Source organism: Methylobacterium sp. P1-11, from assembly GCF_008329595.1.
Classification (GTDB): domain Bacteria; phylum Pseudomonadota; class Alphaproteobacteria; order Rhizobiales; family Beijerinckiaceae; genus Methylobacterium.
The window spans coordinates 186,197-213,192 of the sequence record NZ_NPKS01000001.1; the positions used below are offsets into that span (position 1 = coordinate 186,197).

The 26,996-nt window shown below is 66.7% G+C and carries 24 protein-coding genes; 17 read left to right on the plus strand and 7 right to left on the minus strand.

Annotated elements, in window-relative coordinates:
* Positions 1 to 18: 18 nt before the first annotated feature.
* From CIW48_RS00855 to CIW48_RS00895, 9 genes are all read left to right on the plus strand, one after another.
* Complete coding sequence (locus CIW48_RS00855; RefSeq protein ID WP_173009146.1) at positions 19 to 240, plus strand: hypothetical protein; 222 nt, start codon at positions 19 to 21, stop codon at positions 238 to 240.
* A 125-nt stretch (positions 241 to 365) separates the two neighbouring features.
* Positions 366 to 602, plus strand: coding sequence for a light-harvesting antenna LH1, beta subunit (gene pufB, locus CIW48_RS00860; protein ID WP_043349888.1), 237 nt, complete (start codon positions 366 to 368; stop codon positions 600 to 602).
* Positions 603 to 612: 10 nt separating this feature from the next.
* Positions 613 to 804, plus strand: a complete 192-nt coding sequence (gene pufA, locus CIW48_RS00865) for a light-harvesting antenna LH1, alpha subunit (RefSeq protein ID WP_012319766.1) — start codon at positions 613 to 615, stop codon at positions 802 to 804.
* An 81-nt stretch (positions 805 to 885) separates the two neighbouring features.
* Positions 886 to 1,710 carry a photosynthetic reaction center subunit L gene (gene pufL / locus CIW48_RS00870; RefSeq protein ID WP_091779257.1) on the plus strand — a complete coding sequence of 275 codons (825 nt, stop codon included), beginning with the start codon at positions 886 to 888 and terminating at the stop codon, positions 1,708 to 1,710.
* Positions 1,711 to 1,796: 86 nt separating this feature from the next.
* Complete coding sequence (pufM, locus tag CIW48_RS00875; RefSeq protein WP_149308206.1) at positions 1,797 to 2,777, plus strand: photosynthetic reaction center subunit M; 981 nt, start codon at positions 1,797 to 1,799, stop codon at positions 2,775 to 2,777.
* A gap of 10 nt (positions 2,778 to 2,787) precedes the next feature.
* Complete coding sequence (gene pufC / locus CIW48_RS00880) at positions 2,788 to 3,891, plus strand: photosynthetic reaction center cytochrome PufC (RefSeq protein ID WP_091779255.1); 1,104 nt, start codon at positions 2,788 to 2,790, stop codon at positions 3,889 to 3,891.
* Positions 3,892 to 4,000: 109 nt separating this feature from the next.
* Positions 4,001 to 4,144 carry a DUF3096 domain-containing protein gene (locus CIW48_RS00885; protein ID WP_091779253.1) on the plus strand — a complete coding sequence of 48 codons (144 nt, stop codon included), beginning with the start codon at positions 4,001 to 4,003 and terminating at the stop codon, positions 4,142 to 4,144.
* A 165-nt stretch (positions 4,145 to 4,309) separates the two neighbouring features.
* Positions 4,310 to 7,000, plus strand: coding sequence for a pyruvate, phosphate dikinase (gene ppdK / locus CIW48_RS00890; protein WP_149308208.1), 2,691 nt, complete (start codon positions 4,310 to 4,312; stop codon positions 6,998 to 7,000).
* A gap of 192 nt (positions 7,001 to 7,192) precedes the next feature.
* Positions 7,193 to 7,444, plus strand: coding sequence for a hypothetical protein (locus CIW48_RS00895; protein WP_149308210.1), 252 nt, complete (start codon positions 7,193 to 7,195; stop codon positions 7,442 to 7,444).
* A gap of 87 nt (positions 7,445 to 7,531) precedes the next feature.
* On the opposite strand, the gene CIW48_RS00900 is transcribed toward CIW48_RS00895, so the two are convergent.
* From CIW48_RS00900 to CIW48_RS00910, 3 genes are all read right to left on the minus strand, one after another.
* Positions 7,532 to 9,031, minus strand: coding sequence for a DUF882 domain-containing protein (locus CIW48_RS00900; RefSeq protein ID WP_149308212.1), 1,500 nt, complete (start codon positions 9,029 to 9,031; stop codon positions 7,532 to 7,534).
* Between the two features lie 142 nt (positions 9,032 to 9,173).
* Positions 9,174 to 11,174: a L,D-transpeptidase family protein gene (locus CIW48_RS00905; protein ID WP_149308214.1), complete on the minus strand. Its 2,001-nt coding sequence runs from the start codon at positions 11,172 to 11,174 to the stop codon at positions 9,174 to 9,176.
* Between the two features lie 245 nt (positions 11,175 to 11,419).
* Positions 11,420 to 12,904 carry a sigma-54 dependent transcriptional regulator gene (locus CIW48_RS00910; protein ID WP_149308216.1) on the minus strand — a complete coding sequence of 495 codons (1,485 nt, stop codon included), beginning with the start codon at positions 12,902 to 12,904 and terminating at the stop codon, positions 11,420 to 11,422.
* A 249-nt stretch (positions 12,905 to 13,153) separates the two neighbouring features.
* Between CIW48_RS00910 and CIW48_RS00915 the strand changes: the two genes are divergently transcribed.
* The 7 genes from CIW48_RS00915 to recJ all read left to right on the plus strand — a co-directional run bounded on the left by CIW48_RS00915 (position 13,154) and on the right by recJ (position 22,183).
* Positions 13,154 to 15,025, plus strand: a complete 1,872-nt coding sequence (locus CIW48_RS00915) for a M3 family oligoendopeptidase (RefSeq protein WP_149308218.1) — start codon at positions 13,154 to 13,156, stop codon at positions 15,023 to 15,025.
* A 108-nt stretch (positions 15,026 to 15,133) separates the two neighbouring features.
* A complete protein-coding gene (locus CIW48_RS00920; protein ID WP_149308220.1) occupies positions 15,134 to 16,495 on the plus strand; it encodes an AarF/ABC1/UbiB kinase family protein in 1,362 nt (453 codons plus the stop codon).
* A 122-nt stretch (positions 16,496 to 16,617) separates the two neighbouring features.
* The gene (locus CIW48_RS00925; protein ID WP_091779237.1) at positions 16,618 to 16,911 is read left to right on the plus strand and encodes an aa3-type cytochrome c oxidase subunit IV; all 294 of its coding nucleotides are present in this window, start codon (positions 16,618 to 16,620) and stop codon (positions 16,909 to 16,911) included.
* A 207-nt stretch (positions 16,912 to 17,118) separates the two neighbouring features.
* On the plus strand, positions 17,119 to 18,348 hold the full coding sequence (locus tag CIW48_RS00930; RefSeq protein ID WP_149308222.1) for a Re/Si-specific NAD(P)(+) transhydrogenase subunit alpha: 1,230 nt from the start codon (positions 17,119 to 17,121) through the stop codon (positions 18,346 to 18,348).
* Between the two features lie 24 nt (positions 18,349 to 18,372).
* A complete protein-coding gene (locus CIW48_RS00935) occupies positions 18,373 to 18,828 on the plus strand; it encodes a proton-translocating transhydrogenase family protein (protein ID WP_020092006.1) in 456 nt (151 codons plus the stop codon).
* A 4-nt stretch (positions 18,829 to 18,832) separates the two neighbouring features.
* Positions 18,833 to 20,233: an NAD(P)(+) transhydrogenase (Re/Si-specific) subunit beta gene (locus tag CIW48_RS00940; RefSeq protein ID WP_149308224.1), complete on the plus strand. Its 1,401-nt coding sequence runs from the start codon at positions 18,833 to 18,835 to the stop codon at positions 20,231 to 20,233.
* A gap of 132 nt (positions 20,234 to 20,365) precedes the next feature.
* Entirely contained in the window at positions 20,366 to 22,183 is a 1,818-nt protein-coding gene (recJ, locus tag CIW48_RS00945) for a single-stranded-DNA-specific exonuclease RecJ (protein WP_149308226.1), read from the plus strand.
* Between the two features lie 11 nt (positions 22,184 to 22,194).
* Here the strand turns inward: recJ and CIW48_RS00950 are convergent, their stop codons facing one another.
* The 4 genes from CIW48_RS00950 to CIW48_RS00960 form a co-directional block, all read right to left on the minus strand.
* Entirely contained in the window at positions 22,195 to 22,689 is a 495-nt protein-coding gene (locus CIW48_RS00950; RefSeq protein WP_149308228.1) for a CAP domain-containing protein, read from the minus strand.
* Positions 22,690 to 22,814: 125 nt separating this feature from the next.
* On the minus strand, positions 22,815 to 23,888 hold the full coding sequence (locus CIW48_RS00955; protein ID WP_149308230.1) for an HD domain-containing phosphohydrolase: 1,074 nt from the start codon (positions 23,886 to 23,888) through the stop codon (positions 22,815 to 22,817).
* A 108-nt stretch (positions 23,889 to 23,996) separates the two neighbouring features.
* On the minus strand, positions 23,997 to 24,143 hold the full coding sequence (locus CIW48_RS33065) for a hypothetical protein (protein ID WP_173009147.1): 147 nt from the start codon (positions 24,141 to 24,143) through the stop codon (positions 23,997 to 23,999).
* Positions 24,144 to 24,541: 398 nt separating this feature from the next.
* Positions 24,542 to 25,234, minus strand: coding sequence for a GntR family transcriptional regulator (locus tag CIW48_RS00960; RefSeq protein ID WP_091779229.1), 693 nt, complete (start codon positions 25,232 to 25,234; stop codon positions 24,542 to 24,544).
* Between the two features lie 480 nt (positions 25,235 to 25,714).
* Here CIW48_RS00960 and oxlT point away from each other — a divergent pair, with 480 nt between their 5' ends.
* Positions 25,715 to 26,992 (plus strand): oxalate/formate MFS antiporter, encoded by a 1,278-nt coding sequence (gene oxlT / locus CIW48_RS00965; RefSeq protein WP_091779227.1) that lies wholly within the window; start codon positions 25,715 to 25,717, stop codon positions 26,990 to 26,992.
* The last annotated feature ends 4 nt before the right edge of the window (positions 26,993 to 26,996 follow it).

Consider the following 26,996-nt stretch of genomic DNA (forward strand, 5'->3'; position numbering starts at 1 on the left):
CCCAGAGGAGACCTGACGATGCGCACGATGGTCGCGACCGACCGCCAGCACCAGGAAGAGATCCAGTTCCGGCTGATCCTGGCGGCGACCTACCCGTTCTTCCTCGCCGCCGCGACGCTGAACCGGTTCCGGCCGGCCCGCGAGGCCGCCCGCCCGGGCCTGACGCCGGCGCGCCGCTCGGTCTTCGGCGAGGCCCGCGCCATGGCGGTGCAGGCGATCCCCTTCGCCTTCATGGGCTGAACGCCCTGCTCGAGATGCTTCCGTCCGGTGACGCGGGGGAAGTCGGGCCGTGGCCGCCGCAAGGCCTCACGGCTGAACCCGTCGCGCCTCGCCAGAGGCGCGGCCAACACACGGAGGTCTGAACGATGGCGAGTGGACCCGTCACAACAGAAAGACCGAGCAGCCTGTCCGGGCTGACGGAACCGGAAGCCAAGGAGTTCCACGCGATCTTCCTGACAAGCTTCCTCATCTTCACGGCGATTGCCGTGGTCGCCCACATCCTTGTCTGGCTGTGGCGTCCGTGGCTCCCTGGACCGCAGGGCTACGCCTCTCTCGATGGCGTCCGCGATGCGGCTCATGCCCTCGTCACGATGATCGGCTGAGGAGGATCGGATGCACAAGGTTTGGTTGCTCTTCGATCCGCGGCGCACGCTGGTGGCTCTGTTCACCTTCCTCTTCATCCTGGCGCTGCTGATCCACTTTATCCTGCTCTCGACCGACCGGTTCAACTGGCTGGACGGTCCGAGAAACAACAAGGCCGCCGAGAATACCATCACGCTCGCGCTGCCGCAGATGCCGGCCTGACCGCCGGTCCCGACCGCGGCGCGCGAAGGCCGCGGTCACCTCATCCTTCCTCTTCTCCGGCCTGACTGAGGAGCAGCCGCCATGGCGATGCTGAGCTTCGAGCGCAAATACAGGGTCCGCGGCGGCACTTTGCTCGGCGGCGACCTGTTCGACTTCTGGGTCGGGCCGTTCTTCGTCGGCTTCTTCGGCGTGGTCGGGATGTTCTTCACGGTGCTGGGCACCGCTCTCGTCATCTACGGCGCGGCGATCGGGCCGACATGGAACATCTGGCAGATCAACATCGCGCCGCCCGATATCAGCTACGGCCTGAGGCTCGCGCCGCTGAAGGAGGGCGGCCTCTGGCAGATCATCACCATGTGCGCGCTGGGATCGTTCGTGTCCTGGGCGCTGCGCGAGGTCGAGATCTGCCGCAAGCTCGGCATCGGCTACCACGTTCCCGCGGCCTTCGGGATGGCGATCTTCGCCTATTTCACCCTTGTCGTGATCCGACCGTTGCTGATGGGCGCCTGGGGCTACGGCTTCCCGTACGGCATACTCAGCCATCTCGACTGGGTGTCAAATACCGGATATCAGTATCTGCACTTCCACTATAACCCGGCACACATGCTGGCCGTAACGTTCTTCTTCACGACGACTTTGGCCCTGGCGATGCACGGCGGCCTGATCCTCTCGGCAACCAACCCGAAGAAGGGCGAGGTCGTGAAGACGCCCGAGCACGAGGACACCTTCTTCCGCGACACGATCGGCTACTCGATCGGAACACTCGGCATCCATCGCCTCGGCCTGTTCCTCGCCCTGTCGGCCGGGTTCTGGAGCGCGGTCTGCATCGTCATCAGCGGACCGTTCTGGACGCAGGGCTGGCCGCAATGGTGGGGCTGGTGGCTCAACCTTCCCGTGTGGCGGTGACGGGCCGAACGCAATCGGAGCGGAGCGAGGGGAATAACGCGGGTCGCCGCCGCCGAGCGCGCGGCAATCCCGGGGGAGGGCAGGCCATGACCTATTACCAGAACATCTTCACGCAGGTACAGGTGCGCCCGCTAGTACCGGAGCACGGGGTTCCGGTGGCGGTCGACGACCGGGTCGGTAAGCCGTTCAACAGCTACCTGTTCGGGCTCATCGGCAACAGTCAGGTCGGCCCGATCTATATCGGCTACATCGCGGCCCTCTCGATCACCTGCGGGCTGATCGCCTTCGAGATCATCGGCCTCAACATGTGGGCCTCGGTGAACTGGGATCCGGTTCAGTTCGTCCGGCAGTTGCCGTGGCTCGCCCTCGAGCCGCCGCTGCCGAAATACGGGCTGCGTGTTCTGCCGCCGCTCAACGAGGGCGGCTGGTGGCTCATCGCCGGCTTCTTCCTGACGGCCTCGATCCTGCTCTGGTGGGTCCACCTCTACCGGCGAGCACGGGCTCTCGGCCTCGGTACCCATGTGCCGTGGGCCTTCGCGTCGGCGATCTGGCTCTACCTCGTCCTCGGCTTCATCCGGCCGCTGCTGATGGGGTCCTGGTCGGAGGCCGTACCCTTTGGCATCTTCCCGCACCTCGATTGGACCGCCGCCTTCTCGCTCCGCTACGGAAACTTGTTCTACAACCCGTTCCACATGCTCTCGATCACGTTCCTCTACGGATCGACGCTGCTGTTCGCGATGCACGGGGGCACCATCCTGGCTTCCTCGCGCTACGGCGCGGAGCGCGAGATCGACCAGATCGTCGACCGCGGGACTGCCACCGAACGCGCCGCCCTGTTCTGGCGCTGGACCATGGGCTTCAATGCCACAATGGAATCCGTCCATCGCTGGGCCTGGTGGTTCGCGGTCCTGACGACGCTGACGGGCGGCATCGGCATCCTTCTCACCGGGACCGTAGTCGACAACTGGTACCTGTGGGCTGTCAAGCACCACGTCGCCCCTGCCTATCCGCAGGTCTACGGTCCGATCGTGGATCCCGCCCAACTCGCACCCGGCATGAAGCCGTGAGGAGGCCGTCATGAAGACGATTCTGGCGGTGATCGGCGGGGCGCTAGCTCTGTTCCTCACCATCGCGATGTTCGGGGGCGCGGGCTGGACCCATCCGCCGATGGCGAACAAGCAGACCGGCTTCCGCGGAACCGGCATGGACCTGATCCGCACCCGCGCTGGAAACGAGGCGCTAGCGGCCGCCAACGTCGCACCGGCGCCGGCCGACCCGGCCGATGCGGGGGGCGACAAGGCCTCGGCCGTCTATCAGAACGTCCAGGTCCTGGGCGATCTCTCGGCCGAACAGTTCAATCGCCTGATGGTGTCGATCACCGAGTGGGTCGCGCCACAGCAGGGCTGCACGTATTGCCACAGCACGGAGAACATGGCTTCCGACGAACTATACCAGAAGCGTGTCGCTCGACGCATGATCCAGATGACCCAGTACATCAACGCGTCCTGGAAGGAGAATCACGTCCATCAGGCCGGTGTGACCTGTTACACCTGCCACCGGGGCAATCCGGTTCCGGCCAACATTTGGTTCGATCGTCCTGTCCAGGGGGCCGGGCAGTTCATCCCACGCAACAACAGCCAGAATTTGGCATCACCCGAGGTCGGCAATACCTCGCTGCCCTACGATGTCTATCAAGCGTTTTATCAGCACAAGGAGACCTCCGACGACGCGATCCGGGTGAACGCCACTACGGCGCTGCCGGAGACCAAGGGCAAGCCGATCCAGGACGCGGAGAAGACCTTCGCGATCATGATCAGCATGTCGCAATCGCTCGGCGTGAACTGCACCTTCTGCCACAACACACGTTCGGTGGCGCAGTGGGACACCAGCACGCCCAACCGGGTCCATGCCTGGTACGGCATCCGCATGGTGCGCGACCTGAACCAGGACTATCTTCAGCCGCTGACCTCGACCTTCCCGCGGAACCGGCTCGGGGTCCTGGGCGACGCGCCGAAGATCAACTGCGCCACCTGCCACAACGGCGCCAACAAGCCGTTGAACGGCGCCAACGTGATCGCGCCCTATCCGGAGTTGTCGCACCCGACGATCGCGGCGAGCCTGCCCACCGGCGAGGCCAAGGACCCGATCCCGGGCACCGAGACGCCGACGCCGAAGCCCTGATCGGCTCCGGAGCGACCGGATCAGCCATCCGCTCCGGTCAAGCTACAGGGAACCTCCATACGGTAGGGGCGTCGATACCGGCGGCCCAGCTCGGTCCAAGGAGGCACCTGTGACCATCTCCATCTCGAACCTCCAGCCGCTGATCGCGATCCTCGCCGGGATCCTGATCCTGGTGATGCCGCGGCTGCTCAACTACATCGTCGCGATCTACCTAATCGTCGTCGGCGTGATCGGGCTCGGAATCCTGCATTGAGGAGCAGCGCCCGCGCCGCGACGTCGCGGACCTGACAGACCGCCGAACCCGTCAGCAGCGCACGCACAACGCCATCACGCGTTCATCTTGCGTTGCGCTGCGGGATGGTCCAACCCCGCCCATCAGCTCGGCCGGCGCCGGGCACCAGATACGGACGGGATCGACATGGCGACCGGCAGCGCGAAGTGGGTCTATGCCTTCGGCGACGGCAAGGCGGAGGGTAAGTCGCAGATGCGCGACCTGCTCGGCGGCAAAGGCGCCAACCTCGCCGAGATGTCCAACCTGGGTCTGCCCGTCCCGCCCGGCTTCACCATCACCACCGAGGTCTGCACCTACTACTACGACCACGGCAAGGCCTACCCGCCGGAGCTCAAGGACCAAGTCGCGGCCGCGCTCATGCAGGTGGGCACGCTCACAGGCCGCAAGTTCGGCGACTCGGCCAACCCGCTCCTGGTGTCGGTCCGCTCGGGCGCCCGCGCCTCGATGCCCGGCATGATGGACACGGTGCTGAATCTCGGACTCAACGACGAGACAGTTCTGGCGCTCGCCAAGGAGGCCGAAGACGAGCGCTTCGCCTACGATTCCTACCGCCGCTTCATAACGATGTACTCGAACGTCGTTCTGGGCGTTGAGCATCACGCCTTCGAGGAGGCGCTGGAGCAGTACAAGGAGGGCAAAGGCTTCGAACTCGACACCGAGCTCGGCGCCGGCGACTGGAAAACGCTTATCCAGACCTACAAGAAAATCGTGCGCCACGAGCACGGCTCCGATTTCCCGCAGGGCGCGGATGACCAGCTCTGGGGCGCAATCGGCGCCGTGTTCAATTCCTGGATGATTCCGCGGGCGAAGAAGTACCGGGAGCTGAACAACATCCCGGAGAGCTGGGGCACGGCCGTCAACGTGCAGGCCATGGTGTTCGGCAACATGGGCGACACCTCGGCCACGGGCGTCGCCTTCACCCGCAACCCTTCCACCGGCGAGAAGGCGCTCTACGGTGAGTTCCTGATCAACGCGCAGGGTGAGGACGTCGTGGCGGGTATCCGCACGCCGCAGAACATCACCGAAAAGGCCCGGATCGAGGCCGAGAGCGACAAGCCTTCCATGGAGAAGGCCATGCCCGAGAGCTTCGCGGAGCTGACCCGGATCTACGGGATCCTGGAGTCGCACTACCGGGACATGCAGGACATGGAATTCACCATCGAGAAGGGGAAGCTCTGGATGCTCCAAACCCGCAACGGCAAGCGCACGGCCAAGGCGGCCCTGCGCATCGCCGTTGATCTGGCGGGCGAGGGGCTGATCTCCCGCGAGGAGGCGATCGGCCGGGTTGAGCCCGGTGCGCTCGACCAGCTCCTGCATCCGACCATCGACCCGAAGGCGGACCGCAAGGTCATCGCGTCCGGCCTGCCGGCCTCACCGGGCGCCGCGACGGGCGAGATCGTCTTCAATTCCGAAGACGCGGAGGCGCACCGCAAGGCCGAGCGCAAGTGCATCCTTGTGCGGATCGAGACCTCGCCCGAGGACATCCACGGCATGCATGCCGCCGAGGGCATCCTCACCACACGTGGCGGCATGACCAGCCACGCGGCCGTGGTCGCCCGCGGCATGGGCAAGCCCTGCGTCTCCGGCGTCGGCTCCATCCGGATCGACTACAAGGCGCAGACCCTGACGGTCGGCGGCACGACGCTGAAGGCCGGCGACAAGATCACGGTCGACGGGTCGACGGGCCAGGTGATTCAGGGCGAGGTGAAGATGCTGGAGCCCGAACTGTCGGGCGACTTCGCCACTCTGATGGAGTGGGCCGACGCAATTCGCGGCATGAAGGTGCGGGCGAATGCCGACACGCCGACGGACGCGCGCACGGCGCGCAATTTCGGCGCGGAGGGCATCGGTCTCTGCCGCACCGAGCACATGTTCTTCGAGGGTGACCGCATCATCGCGGTGCGCGAGATGATCCTGGCCGACGATGCCGAAGGCCGGCGCGCGGCGCTCGCGAAGATTCTGCCCTACCAGCGCCAGGATTTCCTCGAGCTGTTCACGATCATGTCCGGCCTCCCGGTCACGATCCGCCTGCTTGATCCGCCGCTCCACGAGTTCCTGCCGCACACCGATGCCGAGGTTGCCGAGGTCGTTAAGGCGACCGGTGTTTCCGAGGAGAAGATCCGGCACCGCATGCGCGAGCTGTCCGAGCACAATCCCATGCTCGGCTTCCGCGGCTGCCGTCTCGCGATCGCGTTCCCGGAGATCGCCGAGATGCAGGCCCGAGCGATCTTCGAGGCGGCCGTCCAGGCCGCAGCCGATACTGGCAGCCCGGTGACGCCCGAAGTTATGGTGCCGCTCGTGTTCACCCGCGCCGAGTTCGACATCGTTAAGGCGCGCATCGACGCCATGGCGAAGGCCGTGTCCGAGGAGAAGGGCGCGACGCTCGATTATCAGGTCGGCACGATGATCGAGCTGCCGCGCGCCGCCCTCATGGCCGGCCAGATCGCCGAGACCGCGGAGTTCTTCTCCTTCGGCACCAACGATCTGACGCAGACGGCGCTCGGCATCTCCCGCGACGATGCCGCCACCTTCCTGGGCCCCTACACCCAGAAGGGCATCCTGCCAGCCGACCCGTTCATCACGATCGACCAGGAGGGCGTAGGCGAGCTGGTGCGCATCGGCGTCGAGCGCGGCCGCAAGACGCGTCCGGACATCAAGCTCGGCATCTGCGGTGAGCACGGCGGCGATCCCGCCTCGGTGGGCTTCTGCCAGGAAGTCGGGCTCGATTACGTGTCATGCTCACCCTACCGGGTGCCGATCGCACGGCTCGCAGCCGCTCAGGCGGCCCTCGGCAAGGTTGCCGGCAAGGAAGGCTGAACCCGGGTCGGGGGCGCCGGACGGCGTCCCCCTTTCGGATATCAACCGTTCGTATGAGGATCAGTGGAAAAACTCGCCTATCGGTCGAACTCGACTCATTGTGAGGCGTTCTTCGATTGAACGGGTACGTCTCGCGTGCGCCTAATCGGCCCGCGTCGGGTTCAGCATCGCCCGTCAGAATCGGCCCTCATCATGTCTCACAGCCCATCGCCGCTGTGCCTCACCGAGACCGAAGCGGTCGCGGCAGTTCCGCGCGCGGCCGTGCGCGCTTATCTCGCTATGGTTGCTGGTCTCGGCGGTCTCGCTACGGGCGCGATGTTGATGATGTCGGTCGCAGCCAACAGCGGCGGCGAAGCGGAACGCATCACCGCGACGCAGGACGACAGCTACGCGGCAACCCTGGTCGGTGCCCTGGCGGTCAATCTGTCCAAGCCATTGCGCTAGGCCGAAGGCCGGTGCCGTCCGGTCCGCGCAGCCCGTTCACCCCCGAGGCTTCGGCGATACGGGCCGACCCCCGAATGCAAATCCGGATTATCGGGCCCCGGGCAATGCACGCGCCGCCGAGCCGGTGAAGCGGCTCGGAAGGTCGTCGCCCGGACTGCGCGCAGTGAAACGCGTCGTGACGCGATCGGGGGCTGCGGCGACGACCGCGTCTGGGGCAGCGCCGCGCAGTCGCGTTGCGGCGACATGCACGGGAGCGCCGCGACTCGCAGGCGCCGCCACCGAACCGGCGGATACGGAATCGAACAGGGCGCGCAACTGCACCTTGGCATCGGCGTCGGGAGCCACGAGGGAGCGTGCGCGAACCGTGCCGGGCGGCGCCGTCTTGCCGAGACCGCGGATGTCGCTGCCAGCCGAGAGATTGGCCATTCCCCCGTCCAGCGCTGCGAACTGAACCGGGCGCGGCGGCGGCAGAGGCATGTTCAGGCTCGCCACGACGGCGGCAAGATCGGAGGGGCGCCGCGGTGGCAGCGGAGCTGTTACAGCAGGAGGCGCGTCCTCGGCGGGTGCCGCCTGTCTTGCGGTGAGCAGCGATTTTGCGTCCAGCGGCCTGGCGTCGGAACTCTTTGCCTGCCCGCGCTCAACCAGCGCGGTGCGCAACACGTCGTCGGCCGCGGGCGCCGCGTAGGCAAGGGCCGTCCGCGCGCCCACCGGATCCTGCGGATCCGCGCTTGCCACGGCGACGACCGGCGCGCGCCGCGGCTTCTTCTCGACGGCCGCGGGAGGCTGCACCGGAGCGGGTTCTGGTGCGGACCGACCGCCGCCGAACAGGCTCGCGAGGAAGCCGAACAGGCCGGGCCCATCCTCCTCTTCGCCGCTCGCCATCTGCGTCGTGAGGCCCGCCACGGTGCCGCCGCGGGCGAGGATCTCGGCCTTGGCTTCCTCGTAGCGGGGGAAGGGGCGATTGTCGCTCGGCAGCAGCACGGTCTTGCCGTCCGGGAAAAGGCGGGCGAGCTGATCGTGGGTCATGCGCGGCCACATCCGCACGGAGCCGACGTCTAGGTGAACGAAGGGCGTTCCGGCGTGCGGATACCAGCCGACGCCGCCACGCTGCATCACGAGCCCCACCTCGCGGATTCGGTCGATCGAGACATCCGGCAGGAAGAAGTCCATCGCCTTGCCGAGCATGTGCTGGCTGTACTCCGCCACCATCTTGGAGCGGCGCCGCAGCATCGCGTTGGTCCCCGGGGACCGGTAGGCCGACACGACGTGGATCGGCTGCGCCGCGCCGACCTGACGGTAGGCCTCCCAGACCGTATCGAACAGCCGCGGATCCATTTTGGTAGGCTCGTTGACCCGCCAGTCGCGCAGAAGCCAGTTCAGCTGCTCGAGGGCTGCACGGTCGTAGCGACCATCGCGCTTGAACGTGATGGTCGCGCTTTCCTGCGTGTGCGTGTGGTAGATCGTCAGCGAACGGGTGTCGCCGTTGGCGACAGCGTCCTCGGTCTCGGCCGTCCCGGCGATTAGACCGAGGACAAGTCCGGAGAGCGCAAGGGTCAGATGTCGAAGGGCGCGCGGGAGACTGGGCACGACGGTCCTGATCCTCTCCCGACAGCCTGACCCGACGCCTGTTGAACCGGGTTCGCAGCCGAAACGGCTAAGGCTCGACCGTGGCGAAATCGTGCCCGGCTGTGCGGCCGCGCACGCGAAAGTTGCGGAAGGCTCGGGCGGTCTACCACCACCCACGCGGCGCAGCTTGCTGCGGCGCAGGCGTCCAGAGGCCGGGCTCGCCGTATTCCGGCGCGCTGTCGGCCCGGGCCGCACGGCGCAGTGGCCGGCGCGGCCCATCTCTCTCCTCGTAGCGCTCGGTCGGCCACGCATCGGCGTCAGCGACAGGACGATGGGTCGTGCGGCGCTGGACCGTCCGCGCCGCCGGCTTCGGCGCCCGCTCCGCCTTCTGACGCGGCGACTCGTCGGGCAGGCGGGCGATGGCTGGTCCGCCACCTCCGGGAAGACCGAGGGCAGCGCGCATCGGCGCGTCGTAACCATAGAGATCCGGCAGGGTGCGGAAGGTCCCGCCATCGTCCACGAAAGCGGTGAAATAGGCGAGGTGAACCGGCAGCTTATCCGGCAGGCGGATCGTGCGCTCGCCCTTGCCGATCAGCTTCTTCAGCTTATCCTCGGACCAGTTCGGCAGAACCACGTCGGCTAGGCGGAACGGATCGTCGACGCGCACGCAGCCGTGGCTGAAATCCCGCTTCGAAGCGGAGAACAGTGAGCGGTTCGGCGTGTCGTGCAGATAGACCGCATGCTGGTTCGGGAACATGAACTTGATGAAGCCGAGCGCATTGCGCTCGCCCGGCGGCTGGCGCAGCGAGACGTGGCCGCCGCGGCGCACGACCTCGTAGCCGCCCCAGGTCTTGCCGCCGTAGCCGGCGAGCTTCGGCGCCATCGTCTTCAGGATCGAAGGGGGGACGTACCAGGACGGGTTGACGACGGCATATTCCATCAGTCCCGAGAACAGCGGCGTGCGCGATTCTGGCTTGCCGACGATGACCCGCGCCTCGTCGCGCATCACGCCGCCCCGATAGGCGCGCAGGCGGTATTCCGGCACATTAACCAGGATGTAATCCGAGCCCAGGTCGCCCGGCAGCCAGCGCCACCGCTCCATGTTGACGATGAGTTCGGCCTCGCCGCCGGTCGGCCGCGCTCCGCGACCCGCATCGGCGAGGGCCAGGACCGTCTGGACATTCAGGACGCCGTTCCCCGGCAGACTGCGGCTGCGCTGGAATTTCGCCACCGCGTCGGCGACACCGGCATCATACTCGTCCGGTTCTCCGGGACCTTTGTCGAGCGTTCCGGCCGGACGGCTCGCGAGGTCGAAATGCGCCCGCAGCAGCGGCACGCGGGCATCGTGCATACCCACGCGGAGGGCTGGTCCGGGCGGAAGACGCAACGGCTTCACGGCGGTTGGTGCGGGGCCGCGCAGGGCAGCGAGCCGCGTCTTGAGGGCCTGATAGCCCGACGTCGCCGGATTGTAGGCCTGGAGTGCCACTCCGGCCTTCGCACCGGCCTCGTCGAGCTTCGCCAGCACGTCGTTCCCGGCGGGAAGATCGAGATGCGGGGTGATCAGCCGCGAGATCGAGGCGAGATTGATCCGGCCGCCTCGCGCATCCCGGGCATAGAGGACCGCCGCTGCGGACAGACGAAGATCGGCATCAGCAACCGCCTTCTCGTCCGGTTTATCGGCGAGAGGCGGGATGGTGTAGGCGCGGGAGTCGAGGCCGTCCTCGGCAGCGGCCGCCAGCCGCGCCGACACCGCCTTCGCGGCCTCGGTCCAGGCGCCTTCGGAGATCCAGAGCGGCTTGTAGGTACGAGCCTCGTAGAAGCTCCGGATCGTATCGCGATCCTTGCCGGTCAGTCGGAGCAGAAGGGGAGCGGGTTCCGCGAGGCGGGCGAAGACGGCGGCGCCGAGCGGATCGGCCGGAGCGACCGGCGCCGCGGCAGCAGGCGCCGGCTCGGGCGCCGGCGCCTCGGGCTTGTAATCGGGCAGTGCCGCCGGGACCGCCGCCGCCGGAGCCGCCTGCGCGGGTGGGACCACGGGCTGCGATGCCGGGACATCGGCGGCTGGCTGGTCCGGCGAGACCGTCGCTGCACGAAGGGACCCGGCAGAGGCCAGGCTGCCGCTGAGGAGGGCGGCCAGCGCGATGAGGCTGGAGCGCGGGGGGCGCATCGTGATCTCCCGGGGTGCGGCGGCAGAACCGCACGCTCAGATTGTGATTATCCGCGCAAGCGTGGCTTTCAGCAACCACAGTCGTCGCGAATAAAACCTTGGTCGTGCAGACGAATGTGGCAATTTCAATGCTGCCCGGCTTATGATTTGCCTAATCACTCGCCGAAAGTGTGCAGCAAGGCCGGAGTTTTCCCGACGCCTGGCCAATCGAAGGAGACGGGTGCGTTAGCGCACCTGCCGCTCGATCAAGCGGCATCCTCGGTTTTAGCGTCGTCCTCGAGGCCCAGATCCTTGAGCTTGCGATAGAGGGTGGACCGCCCGATGCCGAGGCGACGCGAGACCTCCGACATCCGCTGGCGATAGAACTGGAGCGCGAACCGGATGATCTCCGCCTCCAGAACATCCATCGGCTTCATCTCGCCGGTCTCCTCGGCCACGAGGGACATGGCGTGGGGGTCGCGCACTTCCACGCGGACGATTTCGCGAACCGGCTCGGGGGCGTAGGCCGGCATCTGCGGCTGGATCGGCGCCGCCGGAATCCGCACGTCGAAGCCTTCCACCTGTGCGGCGATCTGGGGGAATTCGGCCACGGTCAACTCGTCGCCGTCCGCGAGCACGACGGCGCGGAACAGGGCGTTCTCCAGCTGCCTCACGTTGCCCGGCCAGGGGTAGCGCGTGAGCAGGGCCATCGCCTCCGGGGTGATGGCCCGCACCCGCTTCCCTTCTTCGGCTGAGAAGCGCGCGCAGAACGAGCGCACGAGATCCGGGATATCCTCGCGGCGCGCCCGGAGCGGCGGCAAGGTCATCGGGAAGACGTTCAGACGGTAATAGAGGTCCTCGCGGAACTTGCCCTGTTTGACGAGGTCGAGCAGCGACCGGTTCGTGGCCGAGACGAGGCGGATGTCCACCCGGACCGAGCGCTTGCCGCCAACGGGGTCGACCTCGCCCTCCTGGAGGGCGCGGAGAAGCTTCACCTGCGCGTCCAGAGGCAGCTCCCCGATCTCGTCGAGGAACAGCGTGCCGCCCGACGCCTCGACGAACTTGCCCGCGTGCTTTTCGGTGGCGCCGGTGAACGCGCCCTTCTCGTGGCCGAACAGAGTCGACTCCACGAGGTTCTCGGGGATCGCTCCGCAATTGACCGTCACGAACGGCTTGCCGCGCCGGTCGCCCGAGCCCTGGATCGCGCGGGCCAGAACCTCCTTGCCGACGCCGGATTCACCCTCGATCAGGACCGGGATGTTCGACTTCGCAGCCCGCTCGGCGAGGCGGATGACCCGCTCCATATCAGGGCTCTTGGAGGTCAGGTCCTTGAAGGTCAGCGCGCCGGAGGCCCGGCGGCGCATGCGGCGCACCTCCTCCTCCAGAGTGTCGACCCGCAGGGCATTCTTGATCGAGACCTGCAGCCGCTCCGCGCCCGCCGGCTTGACCACGAAATCCACGGCGCCCGCCCGCATGGCGTTGACCACCGTGTCGATGGAGCCGTTTGAGGTCTGGACGATGACCGGCGTGGCAAGACCGCTCTTGCGCATCTCGGCCAGCACGCCCAACCCATCGAGACCCGGCATGACGAGATCGAGGAGCACGACGTCCGCCCCCTCGGATTTCAGCATGGTCAGCGCCTCCGCGCCCGTTTCTGCGACCCGGGGCTCGAAGCCGAAGCGACGCACGGCCGCCTCGGCAAGGCGCCGCTGGACCGGATCGTCATCCACGATGAGCACGGTGGCAGACATGGCGGCTCCCTGAACGGCGCACGAAGACCGGACACGCGACGCGGGGTCGACCCGGCCGCGGGCTCCGATTCGGCGAGTGTTTCGTTTCGAGCCGTAGGGTGACCCACAGACGTAAAGTGCCGCTTAACGACGTTTGCATCGCGTCGTCTGCGATTGCGCGGGACTGCGATCGGCCAACCGCGTTGAACGCGTGGCGGCACGCTCGATATCAGGGTAGGGGCCGGATGCCCCAGGAGAGGATTGCACGACATGATGCCGAGCCACACCGCCTCGCCGGTGACTGTCCGCCTGCCGGAGGGCGTGAGCGCCGCGCGCGCCGCCGCGAAGGCTGCCGACCTCGGCCATCTTCCGGAATGGGATCTCACGGATCTCTATTCCGGCCTTGATGATCCCAAGTTCTCCGGCGACATGACCCGTGCCGAGGAGGAGTGCCGACGCTTCTCCGAAACCTATGCCGGCCGCGTGGCCGAATTGACCGCCGGTCCGGACGCGTCCGCGCGGCTGGCGGAGGCGGTGCAAGCCTACGAGGGGATCGAGGACCTGCTCGGCAAGCTGATGTCGTTCGCGGGTCTGGTCTATTCCGGCGACACAACTGACGAAGCGCGGGCCAAGTTCTACGGTGACACGCGCGAGCGGCTGACCAGTGCCTCCGCAGATCTGTTGTTCTTTGCTCTGGAGCTGAATCGTGTCGACGACGCGGCGATGAACGCCGCGATGGCCGAGGGTCCGCTCGCCAGCTACGCGCCCTGGATCGAAGATTTGCGGCGAGAGAAGCCGCACCAGCTCGACGACCGCACCGAGAAGCTGTTCCTCGAGAAATCGGTCACGTCCAACGCCGCCTGGGACCGGCTGTTCAATGAGACGATCGCATCCCTGCGCTTTACCGTGCAGGGCGAGGAGATGCCGCTCGAGCCGACCCTCAACAAGCTTCAGGACCCGGACGGCGCCGTCCGCAAGGAGGCGGCTGGCGCGATCAGCGGGGTACTGCGCAGCCATCTGCGCGTGTTCACGCTCATCACCAACACGCTGGCGAAGGACAAGGAGATCTCCGACCGCTGGCGCGGCTTCAAGGACGTCGCCGATGCCCGCCACCTGTCGAATCGGGTCGAACCCGAGGTCGTGGAGGCTCTCGTCGACGCGGTCCGGGCGGCCTATCCGCGTCTGTCCCACCGCTATTATACGTTGAAGGCCAAGTGGTTCGGACAGGAGGCGCTGCCGTATTGGGACCGCAACGCGCCGTTGCCGAAGGTCGAGCAGCGCACGATTCCCTGGACCGAGGCCCGCGACACGGTGCTTTCCGCCTACGACGCGTTCTCACCGAAGATGGCGGGCATCGCGAAGCGCTTCTTCGACGAGCGCTGGATCGACGCGCCGACCCGCCCCGGCAAGGCGCCGGGCGCCTTTGCACACCCGACCGTGCCCTCGGTGCATCCTTATGTCCTGGTCAACTACCAGGGTAAGCCGCGGGACGTCATGACGCTCGCGCACGAACTGGGCCACGGCGTCCACCAGGTGCTGGCCGGACCGAACGGCGCGCTGATGGCTCCGACGCCTCTGACGCTCGCCGAGACCGCGAGCGTGTTCGGTGAAATGCTGACCTTCCGCAAGCTGCTCGCCGCCACGACCGACACGACCCAGCGTCGGGCCATGCTCGCCGCCAAGGTCGAGGACATGATCAACACGGTGGTCCGCCAGATCGCCTTCTATTCGTTCGAGCGGAAGGTCCATCTTGCCCGCGCCAAGGGCGAATTGACCACCGATCAGATCAATGCGCTGTGGCTGTCGGTACAGGCGGAATCGCTCGGACCGGCCATCACGCTGGATTCCGGCTACGAGCCGTTCTGGGCCTATATCCCCCACTTCATCCACTCGCCGTTCTACGTCTACGCCTACGCGTTCGGTGACTGCCTCGTGAACTCGCTCTACGGTGTCTACGCCCGGGCCGAGGAGGGCTTTGTGGACCGCTACTTCGCGCTCCTCTCGGCCGGCGGCTCGAAGCCCTACGGCGAGCTGCTTGCCCCCTTCGGCCTCGACGCCAAGGATCCGGGCTTCTGGCAGATCGGGCTCGGGATGATCGAAGGGATGATCGCCGAACTGGAGGGCATGGAAGGTCAGGCCTGACGGACGCCACCGTCGGCTCGGCCCGCCCGCGGCGCAGGGACCCACACCCCTGGTTCGCGGCTGGGGGCGGCTTATCTGCGGATCATCACCAGACAACCAGATCGAGAGATGGCCGAGACCGACCGCGAAGCCAACCGCTTCTCCGCCCGCGCCGGGCGCTACGCCAGCGTGGGCGCCAATGTCGGTGGCGTTGCCGCCCGCATGGCCATGTCCCGTCTGTTCGGCAAGGAGGGCACGACCAATGCGGCCGCGCTCGCTCAGGCTTTGGGCGGCCTGAAGGGCCCGATCATGAAGGTGGCGCAGTTGCTCGCCACCGTTCCGGACCTCCTGCCACCCGAATATGCCGCCGAGCTGCAGAAGCTGCAGGCCGACGCGCCGCCCATGGGCGCAGCCTTCGTCCGGCGCCGAATGCAATCGGAGCTGGGCGCCGGCTGGCAGGAGCGATTCGGCAGCTTCGACCTGAAGCCCGCGGCGGCCGCCTCACTGGGGCAGGTTCACCGGGCGACGACCAAGGATGGCGACCGGCTCGCCTGCAAGCTCCAGTACCCGGACATGCAATCGGCCGTGGAGGCCGACCTGAAGCAGTTGGAGGTCGCCTTCGCGCTTCACCGCCGGATGAACTCGTGGCTCGACACGCGCGAGATCGCGAAGGAGATCGGCGCCCGGGTGCGCGAAGAACTCGACTATCAACGCGAGGCCAAGCATGCGGCCCTCTACGCGGCGGTTCTGAAGGATATCGCGCCCGTGCGCGTGCCGCGCGTCTATCCGGATCTGTCCACCAAGCGCCTCCTCACCCTGGGCTGGCTCGACGGTGACAAGATCCTCGGCTTCGCCGACGAACCTGTGGAGGTGCGCAACCGGATCGCTCAGGCGATGTTCAAGGCGTGGTGGCACCCATTCAGCCGGGCGGCGGTGATCCACGGCGACCCGCATCTCGGCAATTACACCGTCTTCTCGGATGCGGGGGAGGCCGCTGGAATCAATCTTCTCGATTACGGCTGCGTCCGCATCTTCCATCCGCGCTTCGTCGGCGGCGTTGTGGACCTCTATCGCGGCCTTCTGGAGAACGACGACGCCCGAATCGTTCATGCCTACGAGGTGTGGGGCTTCAGAGACCTCGACAAAGAGAAGATCGAGATCCTGAACATCTGGGCCCGCTTCATCTACGGGCCACTGCTGGAGGACCGAACCCGTACCGTGGCGGACGGCGTAAAGCCGGGTGAGTATGGCCGCCGGCAGGCGTTCCAGGTCCACCAGGCTCTGAAGGAGCGGGGGCCCGTGACCGTCCCCCAGGAATTCGTGTTCATGGATCGCGCTGCAGTGGGCCTCGGCGCGGTGTTTCTCCACCTCAGGTCAGAACTCAACTATCACCGGTTGTTCGAGGCCGAGATCGAGCATTTCTCGCTGGACGAACTCGCGAATCGCCAGGCCCGGGCTCTCGACGAAGCCGGTTTGCCGAAACCCTCCTGAGGGTGCGCGAAGATCCATCGAGAGAGCGATCAACTTGCGTGCGTCCGATTGCGGCAGGTAGACGCTTGAGCTACATCCGACCGTGACCGCAAGAAGTCGCGTCTTAGGGAAACGAGCGCACGATGGCCGAGAGTGACACGGTGGCCGGGCACACCTACAGCCCGGCAATGGATGCGAGGACTCACGAGCAGACCTATCGCGGATTCGTTCGGTTCGTCGAAATCGCTACCGGCGTTGTCATCTGCTGGGTGCTCGCCCTCGCCATTGGTGGAATTCGCGAAGCCTGGATGCTGGCCATCGTCGGCGTGATCGTGTCAGGAGCGGCAGGCGCCGTGGGAGCGCTGGCACCAGCCGTAGGCTGGAAGGGCCCGCTTGTCGTCGCCATCCTCCTCATCCTGTATCTTTTCTTCGCCTGAGGCGGAGCCCGGACGGTCCTGCGCCGATCGCCGGTCGATGATGAGCCCGCTCGCGATGAGCGAGTGGGCCGCCGTCGCATTGCAGTCAATTAAATTGAGCGCAAGTTACATTCCAGCCGCTTCCAACGCGGTATCGTAGATCCGCCTCTCGAAAAGCGTCGCCGTTTCGCGCATTCGAAGGCCGAGCTTTTCCAGGGGAACCCTCGCATGCGCATCGCTGTGCTGTCCGAGACGGACTCCGCGGAGCCGCGCGTCGCCGCGGTTCCTGAGACCGTCAAGAAGTTCAAGTCTCTCGGGGCCGACGTCGTGGTGCAGTCCGGAGCCGGCCGGAAGGCCGGCATCCTGGACGCCGAGTACGAGGCGGCCGGTGCCAGCATCGCCGGGAGCGCCTCCGACGCCGCCGGCGATGCCGACCTCGTGCTCAAGGTCCGGCGCCCGAGCGCCGAGGAGCTGCCGCAGTTCAAGCGCGGCGCCACCGTGATCGCGATCATGGACCCCTATGGCAACGAGGCTGCGCTCCAGGCGATGGCCGCGGCCGGCATCGACGGGTTCGCCATGGAGCTGATGCCCCGCATCACACGCGCGCAGGTCATGGACGTCCTGTCCTCTCAGGCAAATCTCGCGGGCTACCGCGCGGTGGTCGACGGCGCCGCCGAGTATGGCCGGGCCATGCCGATGATGATGACCGCCGCCGGCACTGTGCCGGCCGCGCGCGTCTTCGTCATGGGCGTCGGCGTCGCCGGCCTGCAGGCCATCGCCACCGCTCGCCGCCTCGGCGCGGTCGTGACCGCCACAGACGTTCGGCCCGCCACGAAGGAGCAGGTCGAATCGCTCGGTGCCAAGTTCGTCGCCGTCGAGGATGACGAATTCAAGCAGGCTGAGACCGCGGGCGGCTACGCCAAGGAAATGTCGGCCGAGTACCAGAAAAAGCAGGCGGAGCTGGTCAAGGGCCACATTGCCAAGCAGGACATCGTCATCACCACGGCGCTGATCCCCGGCCGCCCGGCGCCGAAGCTCGTCTCCGAGGAGATGGTGGCGTCGATGAAGCCGGGTTCCGTACTCGTGGATCTCGCGGTCGAGCGGGGGGGCAACGTCGCCGGCGCCAAGGCCGGCGAAGTCGTTACGAACGATCGCGGCGTGAAAATCGTCGGCCACGTCAACGTCCCGGGCCGGCTCGCGGCTACGGCATCGAGTCTCTACGCCCGCAACCTCTACGCTTTCGTCGAGACCTTGATCGACAAGGAGTCGAAGGCGCTGGCCATCAACTGGGACGACGAGCTGGTGAAGGCCACGAACCTCACCCGCGATGGGTCGGTCGTCCACACATCCTTCCAGCCCAAGACCGATGGCGCAGCCTCGGAAGCCGCTTCCGTGGGTCTGGCCAAGTCGGAGGCCAACAAGGCGTCCGGCACGGCCGCCCCAACGGGCGCGCAGTGAAGCCCGGCCGAGAGGAGTAGCAGAATGGCAAACGTCATCGTCCCTCCCGATCAGGCGGCCGATCAGGCGCGCGTGCTGGCCGACGCCGCCCGCGCCGCGGCCGCGGTGGCGCGTAACGCCGCCGATCAGGCCCAGGTCATTGCCGACGGCATGGGTCACGGACTGAGCGCGGCCACCGGCGGCGCGGTCGATCCCACGGTATTCCGCCTCGCGATCTTCGTGCTGGCGATCTTCGTCGGCTACTACGTGGTCTGGTCGGTGACCCCGGCGCTCCACACGCCGCTCATGTCGGTCACGAACGCAATCTCCTCGGTGATCATCGTCGGCGCGATCCTCGCGGTCGGCGTCCCGCTGATCGAGAAAGGCACCGGCCTCGCCCGGTTCTTCGGCTTCATCGGCATCGTGCTGGCCAGCGTCAATATCTTCGGCGGCTTCCTCGTCACGCAGCGCATGCTCGGCATGTACAAGAAGAAGGGCTGAGCGGATGTCAGAGAACGTCTCCTCCCTTCTCTACATCGTCTCCGGCGTCCTGTTCATCATGGCGCTGCGGGGATTGTCCCACCCCACCACCTCCCGGCAGGGCAACCTGTACGGGATGGTCGGCATGGGGCTCGCAATCCTGACCACTCTGGTCGGCCATCCGCCGACTGGTGCCGGCGCCTGGATCCTCGTGCTTCTGGGCCTCGGCATCGGCGGCGGCGCCGGCGCGGTAATTGCCAAGCGCGTGCCGATGACCGCAATGCCGCAGCTCGTTGCGGCCTTCCACTCGTTGGTCGGTCTCGCGGCAGTCTTCGTCGCGGCCGGCGCGCTCTACGCGCCGCAGGCCTTCGGCATCATCGAGAACGGCCACTTCCACAAGCAGTCGCTGTTCGAGATGGGGCTCGGCGTCGCCATCGGCGCCATCACGTTCACCGGCTCGGTAATCGCTTTTGCCAAGCTCGATGGGAGGATGTCTGGCAAGCCGATCATGCTGCCCCAGCGCCACCTGATCAACGCGATGCTGGCCGCCGGACTCGTGCTCCTCATCGCGCTGTTCATCGGCACCGAATCGAAGGCGATCTTCTGGCTGATCGTCATCGCGTCGCTGGTGCTCGGCGGCCTGATCATCATCCCGATCGGCGGCGCCGACATGCCGGTGGTCGTGTCGATGCTCAACTCCTACTCGGGCTGGGCGGCGGCCGGCATCGGCTTCACCCTGGGCAACCTCGCGCTGATCATCACCGGCTCGCTGGTGGGCTCATCGGGCGCGATCCTGTCCTACATCATGTGCCACGCGATGAATCGGTCGTTCATCTCGGTGATCCTCGGCGGCTTCGGCGGCGACACCACCGCTGCGGCCGGATCCGGCCAGGTCGAGACGCGCCCGGTCAAGCAGGGCTCGGCCGACGATGCGGCCTACATCATGAAGAACGCCGAGCGGGTCATCATCGTGCCGGGCTACGGCATGGCGGTCGCCCAGGCACAGCACTCGCTCCGCGAGATGGCCGACATGCTCAAGAAGGAGGGCGTCGACGTGAAGTACGCCATCCATCCGGTAGCGGGCCGCATGCCAGGCCACATGAACGTGCTGCTGGCCGAGGCCAATGTGCCCTACGACGAGGTCTTCGAGCTGGAGGACATCAACGGCGAGTTCCCGCAGGCCGACGTCGCCTTCGTGATCGGCGCCAACGACGTCACCAATCCGGCCGCCAAGACCGACAAGGCGTCGCCGATCTACGGCATGCCGATCCTCGACGTGGAGAAGGCCAAGACCGTGCTGTTCATTAAGCGCGGCATGGGCTCCGGCTACGCGGGCGTCGAGAACGAGGTGTTCTTCCGCGACAACACCATGATGCTGTTCGGCGACGCCAAGAAGGTCGTCGATCAGATCCTAAAGTCGCTCTGAAACCCGGGTCGCCAGCCGATTCGAGGGGCGGGCAGCGATGCCCGCCCTTTTTCGTTGTGGCGGCACTCGTTCGCCGTCGCTGTTGCGGCGGGGTGCAAGATTCCCTGCGGCGCCCGGTGTAGGGTGGCGCCCGTGTCGTCCGCTTTGCTCCTCGCTGATCCGCCACCCTTCCTGGGTGTCGCCGCCTCCGTGACCGGTCGGCGCTGGCAGGAGCGCTGCGGCGGGGCGGCCGTTCAGAATCATATCGCCAAGATGGTCCAGGCCCACGGCCTGCCGGAATTGCTTGCCCGCGTGCTGGCGGGGCGAGGAATCGTTCCGGAGGCGGCGCCCCGCCACCTGGCGCCGCGGCTTCGGGACCTGATGCCGGATCCGGACACGCTGCTCGACATGGAGGCGGCCGTCCGCCGCCTTGTCCGGGCCGTGAAGCGCGGGGAGACGGTGGCGGTCTTCGGCGACTACGATGTCGACGGCGCTGCGAGCGCGGCTCTGCTCGCCGGCTATCTCCGCAATCTGGGTCTGCGCGCGCCGATCCACATCCCCGACCGGATCACCGAGGGTTACGGACCCAACGTCGCGGCAATCACCGCACTGGCGGCGGAGGGCGCGACGCTCCTGGTCTGCGTCGATTGCGGAACGAGCGGCCACGCGCCTCTGGAAGAGGCCGAGAAATCCGGCCTCGACGTGATCGTCCTCGACCACCATGCGGCCTCCGAGGTGCTTCCACCAGCCCGTGCCGTGGTCAACCCGAATCGCCTCGACGATCTCTCGGGCCTCGGCCATCTCTGCGCCGCCGGCATCGTCTTCCTGACCCTGGTCGCGCTGAACCGCGCCCTGCGGCGGGAGGGCTTCTTCGACGCCCACCGACCCGAACCGCAGCTCACCGACGCCCTCGACCTCGTGGCCCTGGCCACTGTCGCCGACGTCGTGCCCCTTACGGGCCTGAACCGGGCCTTCGTGACCCAGGGACTCACGGTGATGCGCCATCGCGGCCGCATCGGGCTCGCCGCACTGCTGGACGCGGCCTCCCTCGGCGAGCCACCGGAAGCGTGGCATCTCGGATTCGTGCTCGGACCCCGCATCAATGCCGGCGGGCGCATCGGCGACTCGGCGCTGGGCGCCCGCCTGCTGACAACGGCGGACGCGAACGAGGCGGCCCGGATCGCCGCCGACCTCGACCGCCTCAACCGCGAGCGTCAGGCGATCGAGGCGCAGGCCGTCCTGGAGGCCGAGGCCGAGATGGACCGGGCCCTGACGCTGGATCCGGCCCGCACCGTGCTGGTGACCGCCAGCGCCGAGTGGCACCCCGGCATCGTCGGCCTCATCGCCTCGCGGTTGAAGGAGCGCTTCAACCGCCCGGCCTTCGCATTCGCGATCCGGCCGGACGGGAGCGCCACGGGCTCGGGGCGCTCAATTCCAGGCGCGGATCTGGGGCTCGCGGTCCGCGCCTGCGTCGATGCCCGGCTCGCCAGCAAGGGCGGTGGCCATGCGATGGCAGCGGGCGTGACCGTGCGGGCCGACGACATTCCACGCTTCGAAGCGCATCTGGCGATGCTGCTCGGGGCCAGTGTCGCGGTGGCCCGGGCGGCCGACGCCTTGCTGATCGACGGCGGCCTCAGCGCTGGCGGGGCCACCGCAGAGACGGTCCGATTGCTCCAGCAGGCCGGCCCGTTCGGCCAAGGTGCGCCCGAGCCGATCTTCGCTCTGGGCCGGCATCGCCTCGTCGATGCCGCGGTGGTCGGTTCAAGCCATGTCAGGGCCCGACTGCGCAGCCGCGACGGGCAGGTCGTGGGGGCGATCTGCTTCCGGGCAGCCGAACGACCGCTCGGTCTGGCCTTGCTGAACGGGATCGGCCGGGAGATGCACGTGGCCGGAACGCTGTCCTGCGACCGCTGGCGCGGAGCCGAGCGCGCCCAGCTCCGGATTGTCGATCTCGCGCCCTCCGAATCCTGAGGAACCCGGCGTCAACTGCCAGCCATCACGAGCGCCCAGAAGCGCTTGTACCGCGTGGTGGGGGCATCGACCCGGGCGATCCCGATCCTCCGGATCTGCGGCAGCAGCATGTTCTTGTTGTGCTCGGGGCTCGCCTTCCAGCGGGCGAGCACCTGCTCCAGGGTCTCGGACCCGGCACTGAGATTCTCGGCCGCCCAAGCTTTCCCGAAACCGGCCGACGCCATGCGCGAGGTGAAGCTGCCGCCGATCTCGTGGCTGAGCTGACCGTGGCGGGCGTTGTTGCCGGCCTGGAAGGCCGCCGCCTTCACGAGAGCCGGATCGACCACGACCGGGTTCAGGCCGTGCTGGACCCGGTAGGCCGAGATGGCCGCTGCGGCCGCGACCTCGTCGAGCACGGCAGTATGCGTCGCGTTCTCGATGGACGTCTCGGGCATGACCGAGAGACCGCCGCATCCGGTGAGGGTCATCAGGAGGGCGGCAGCGAGGGCGAGACTGAGCTTGGGCACGGTCCGGAGGGCGATCAGCGGAATGGGACCGCCTCCCTCCGGCAGGGTTGCGGCGAAAGCGCGGCGCGCGGACGGACCTGCACAATCCCGCCGAGCGGCGTGGCGCTGGTGCCACGCCCACCCGATCACGCCGCGAGAGCGCTGCCCTTCAGCATGGAGGGCGCGAAAGCGCGCAGGAGATCCGGATCCATGTGCCCGGTGCTGGCGGCCATGATCGACAGTGCCTCTGCGGGGGTTGCGGGCTGCCGATAGGTCCGCCGCTCGGTCAGGGCGGAGAACACGTCGCAGATCGTCACGATCCGCACGAGGTCCGCGATCGCCGGGCCGGACAACCGATCGGGATATCCTTTCCCGTCCAGGCGCTCGTGGTGGTGGCGGACCACGTCGATCACCGCGTCCTCGAAATCGCCGTGCGCCCGTAGCAGATGGGCACCGATATCGGGATGGCGCTGCATCAGTCGCAACTCCTCGGCATTGAGCGGCCCCGGCTTGTTGAGGATCTCCACGGGGATCCGCGCCTTACCGATGTCGTGCAGCAGTGCCGACCGCACCAACAACGTGAGGTCAGTCTGACTCAGCCCGATCTGTGAACCGAAGGTCGCGGCGTGCCCGGCGACGCCGAGGGTGTGCTGATAGACGCCGATCTCGTGGCGCCAGACCTCGGCGAGCCAATCGGCGATCCCCACCTCGGAGACAGCCGCCAGAACCAACTCGGTTCCGCGATCCGCGTCAGCGCGCTGCAATCGGGCGCCGAGGGCGGCGCTGTCGAAGATCTCGGCGACGATGGCGGTTGCGCCCGAAACGCGTTCTAGGAGCCGACGCTGCCGCAACTCGGCAGAGCGCGTCGCCGCCTCGATCATGGCGAAGACATTCGCCAGAACGAGTTGCCGAGGCGACGCTGCCGGCAGCTGGCGCAGGTAGTGGGCGCCCGGCATGGGTTCGCCGCGCACGAGAACGAGGCGCGGAACCGGCGGTCCGTTATGGGCCAGGGTGGACTGCAGCTTGGCAGTATGGGCCGGCGGCAGATCCAGGATAACGAGATGTGGCCGAGCTGCAGGCAGCGGCACGCCGGGCGGGATCGCCCGGCAATTCATCACGAGCGCGATGGCGCGTTCAAGGGCTGACCGTTCGGACGGGCGATCCGAGACGAGGAGGACGAAGGGGCCGTCCGAGAAACGCGATGCGGCGCCGAGGGCCAACGCGGTTGCTCCTCGCCCGCACGGTCAACGATCGGTTCACCTTACGCCTAAAATTTGAGGAAAACGTTAACCCTACGCAGTCTCCTGCGTCTGAGCCTGGCCCTGTTCTCAGGCGAGCTTCGCAGTCGCAACGGCGGTCGGCTCGAGGGTCTTGCGGCCACCTTCACCGGCGGACAGGAAATCCGCGAACTTCACGGTCAGCAGGGCCTGGCAGGCGGCGAAAGCGACAAAGATGGCGAGGAAGCTGGCGATCATCGAACTCTCCGGCGCGGTGGGAACCGCTCTATGTTGCGATGCGATAGATGCCATCCCGCGCCGCAATCTGGTATGCCAGATAACGAATACCGATTATGCTGTGCATGCATGGAATGCGGAGAGCAACCCAATCTCAGCGGAAATTCCGTCGTCTCATGCGCGTAGAGGTGTAACTCGCGGCCGGACCTGTGATTCCGAACGACCGAAAAATTTTTGCGATGCCGCAATGATCGCGCGCGATTAAATTTGAGACCCGCGGTGGAGCGGGTTCCGGCATCCAGTAAGAGGCCAGGCGTTCTGCAACGTCGATTGCGCCCGTCGGATGAGCGGGGGAACTTTATGACAGGGAGGGACGAGGTCCATGCCGACAATCGGCCAGATTGGACGGCGGACGTCGATCAGTCCAGGTAATCGCCGTACGTGTCGACGTGTTGAGCGAGCCCGAGCCCGTGCTCGCGCACGAGCCTTTCGGCCAAATCGGCATCACGGGCTTCGAGCGCCGAAATGATGGCGACATGCTCCCGGATCGAACGCTCCGCCCGATCGCCCTGCCGGAGAGCCGTGCTGCGGATGCCACGCACATGCATCAGGAGATTGCTGGTCAGATCGGCAATCGCGTCGCAGTGACCCAGCGCGATGATGCGCTGGTGGAAACGGATGTTCGCATCCGAATACTCGTCGATGTGCTCGGACGGCTGCCCCTCGAAAAACTCAGGGAAAGACTCGCGTAGCGAGCGCAGCTGAGCATCGGTGGCCCGGACGCAGGCGAGGCGAGCCGCCATGCTCTCCAGCGCCGTCCAGGCGTGGATCATGCTGACGATCTCGCGCTTGTTCTTCTTGATCACGAAGACGCCGCGCCGAGCCTCGGAGCGAACGAAGCCTTCCTGCTCCAGAACCGTCAGCGCCTCGCGCACCGGCGTCCGGCTGACGCCGAGATCCTGTGAAAGCTTGCGCTCGTCTAGTCGAACCTCGTCCGGACGCCCGTAGATGTCCATGTTGGTGATAGCCGTCTTGAGCGCCTCGTAGGCCAAGGTCCGGAGACTGGAGCTGGCGACGATGGGCTTCACGCTCAGCGGTTCGGAATTCGACATCCCTCGTCCAGTCAGCTCACACGCATGATGTCTCGCACGCGTTCTCTGTCGTGCGCTCTCAAACGACCTAACCCAAACCTTGGCGAGATCCTAGTCGATTGCGGAGCGGTCCCACAGACCTGTGACCTTTGCGGGCATTCTGCCGCGTGAAAGTTGTGCGGGTGCAACCGCGAACCGGCGGGCCGGAACCTACGTTCGACCGATCCGGTTTAATCCAATCCCGGAGACGTGTATTTTTCTGCAGGTTCGATTGACAGCCTGGGGCGATATCAGCACCATCCTGCTGGCATACCGTCGACCATCAGATGTGGACTTGTGGGTCCGAGGCGTATGCCGTTGTAGTTGAGACTTTATTTGCCCGCGGGCCAAGAATTTTTCGAAGAATCCCGGTCATCTTGTTCTGCCAAGCTGCGCCAAGGCAGGGCATAAATCCGGTCCGAGCACACACGCTAACAATAATACTGCCAAGGAGGGAACGGTATGTCCGAGATCGTCAAACCGGTGGGGCGCGGCCGCTGGCTGCAACTCGCGTTCGGCGTCGTCTGCATGTGCATGATTGCGAACATGCAGTACGGCTGGACCTTCTTCGTGAACCCGATGCAGGAGCGGCACGGCTGGGATCGCGCCGCGATCCAAGTGGCGTTCACGTTGTTTGTCGTCACCGAGACGTGGTTGGTCCCGATCGAGGGTTGGTTCGTCGATAAGTACGGCCCGCGCATCGTCACGCTGTTCGGCGGGCTGCTCTGCGCCATAGCCTGGGTCATCAATTCCTACGCCGATTCGCTCACCGTGCTGTACATCGCGGCTGCGATCGGCGGCACCGGTGCCGGAGCGGTCTACGGAACTTGCGTCGGCAACTCATTGAAGTGGTTCCCAGACCGCCGCGGCCTCGCTGCGGGCATCACCGCGATGGGCTTCGGCGCGGGTTCGGCCCTCACCGTCGTGCCGATCCAGGCGATGATCAAGTCGCAAGGCTACGAGGCAGCGTTCTTCTACTTCGGCATCGGTCAGGGCGTGATCGTGATGCTGATCGCCCTGTTTCTGCGGGCGCCGGCCAAGGGTCAGGTTCCGGAGGTCGCTCGGGTCAGCCAGTCGAAGCGCGACTACAAGCCGGCTGAGATGGTCCGGACCCCGATCTTCTGGGTCATGTATGCGATGTTCGTCATGATGGCCGCCGGCGGCCTGATGGCCACCGCTCAGCTCGGCCCGATCGCCAAGGACTTCAAGATCGCCGACGTCCCGGTCTCGCTTCTTGGGATCACCCTGCCGGCGCTGACCTTCGCGGCCACGCTGGACCGCGTGCTCAACGGCGTCACCCGACCGTTCTTCGGCTGGGTCTCCGACCATATCGGACGCGAGAACACGATGTTCCTCTCCTTCGCCATCGAGGGCCTGGGCATCTACGCGCTGAGCCAGTTCGGCCAGAACCCGATCGCCTTCGTGCTGCTGACCGGCCTCGTGTTCTTCGCCTGGGGCGAGATCTACTCGCTGTTCCCGGCGACCTGCGGCGACACGTTCGGCTCGAAATACGCGGCCACCAATGCCGGCCTGCTCTACACGGCAAAAGGCACGGCGGCGCTCATCGTCCCCTATACCAGCGTACTCACGACCATGACGGGGAGCTGGCACACGGTGTTCCTGGTGGCGGCGGCGCTCAACATCGTCGCGGCTCTGCTAGCCTTGTTCGTCCTCAAGCCGATGCGCGCCGCCTATACCAAGAAGCCCGAGGCAAGCCTCGCGCCGGTCCTGGCCCAGTAGCTTG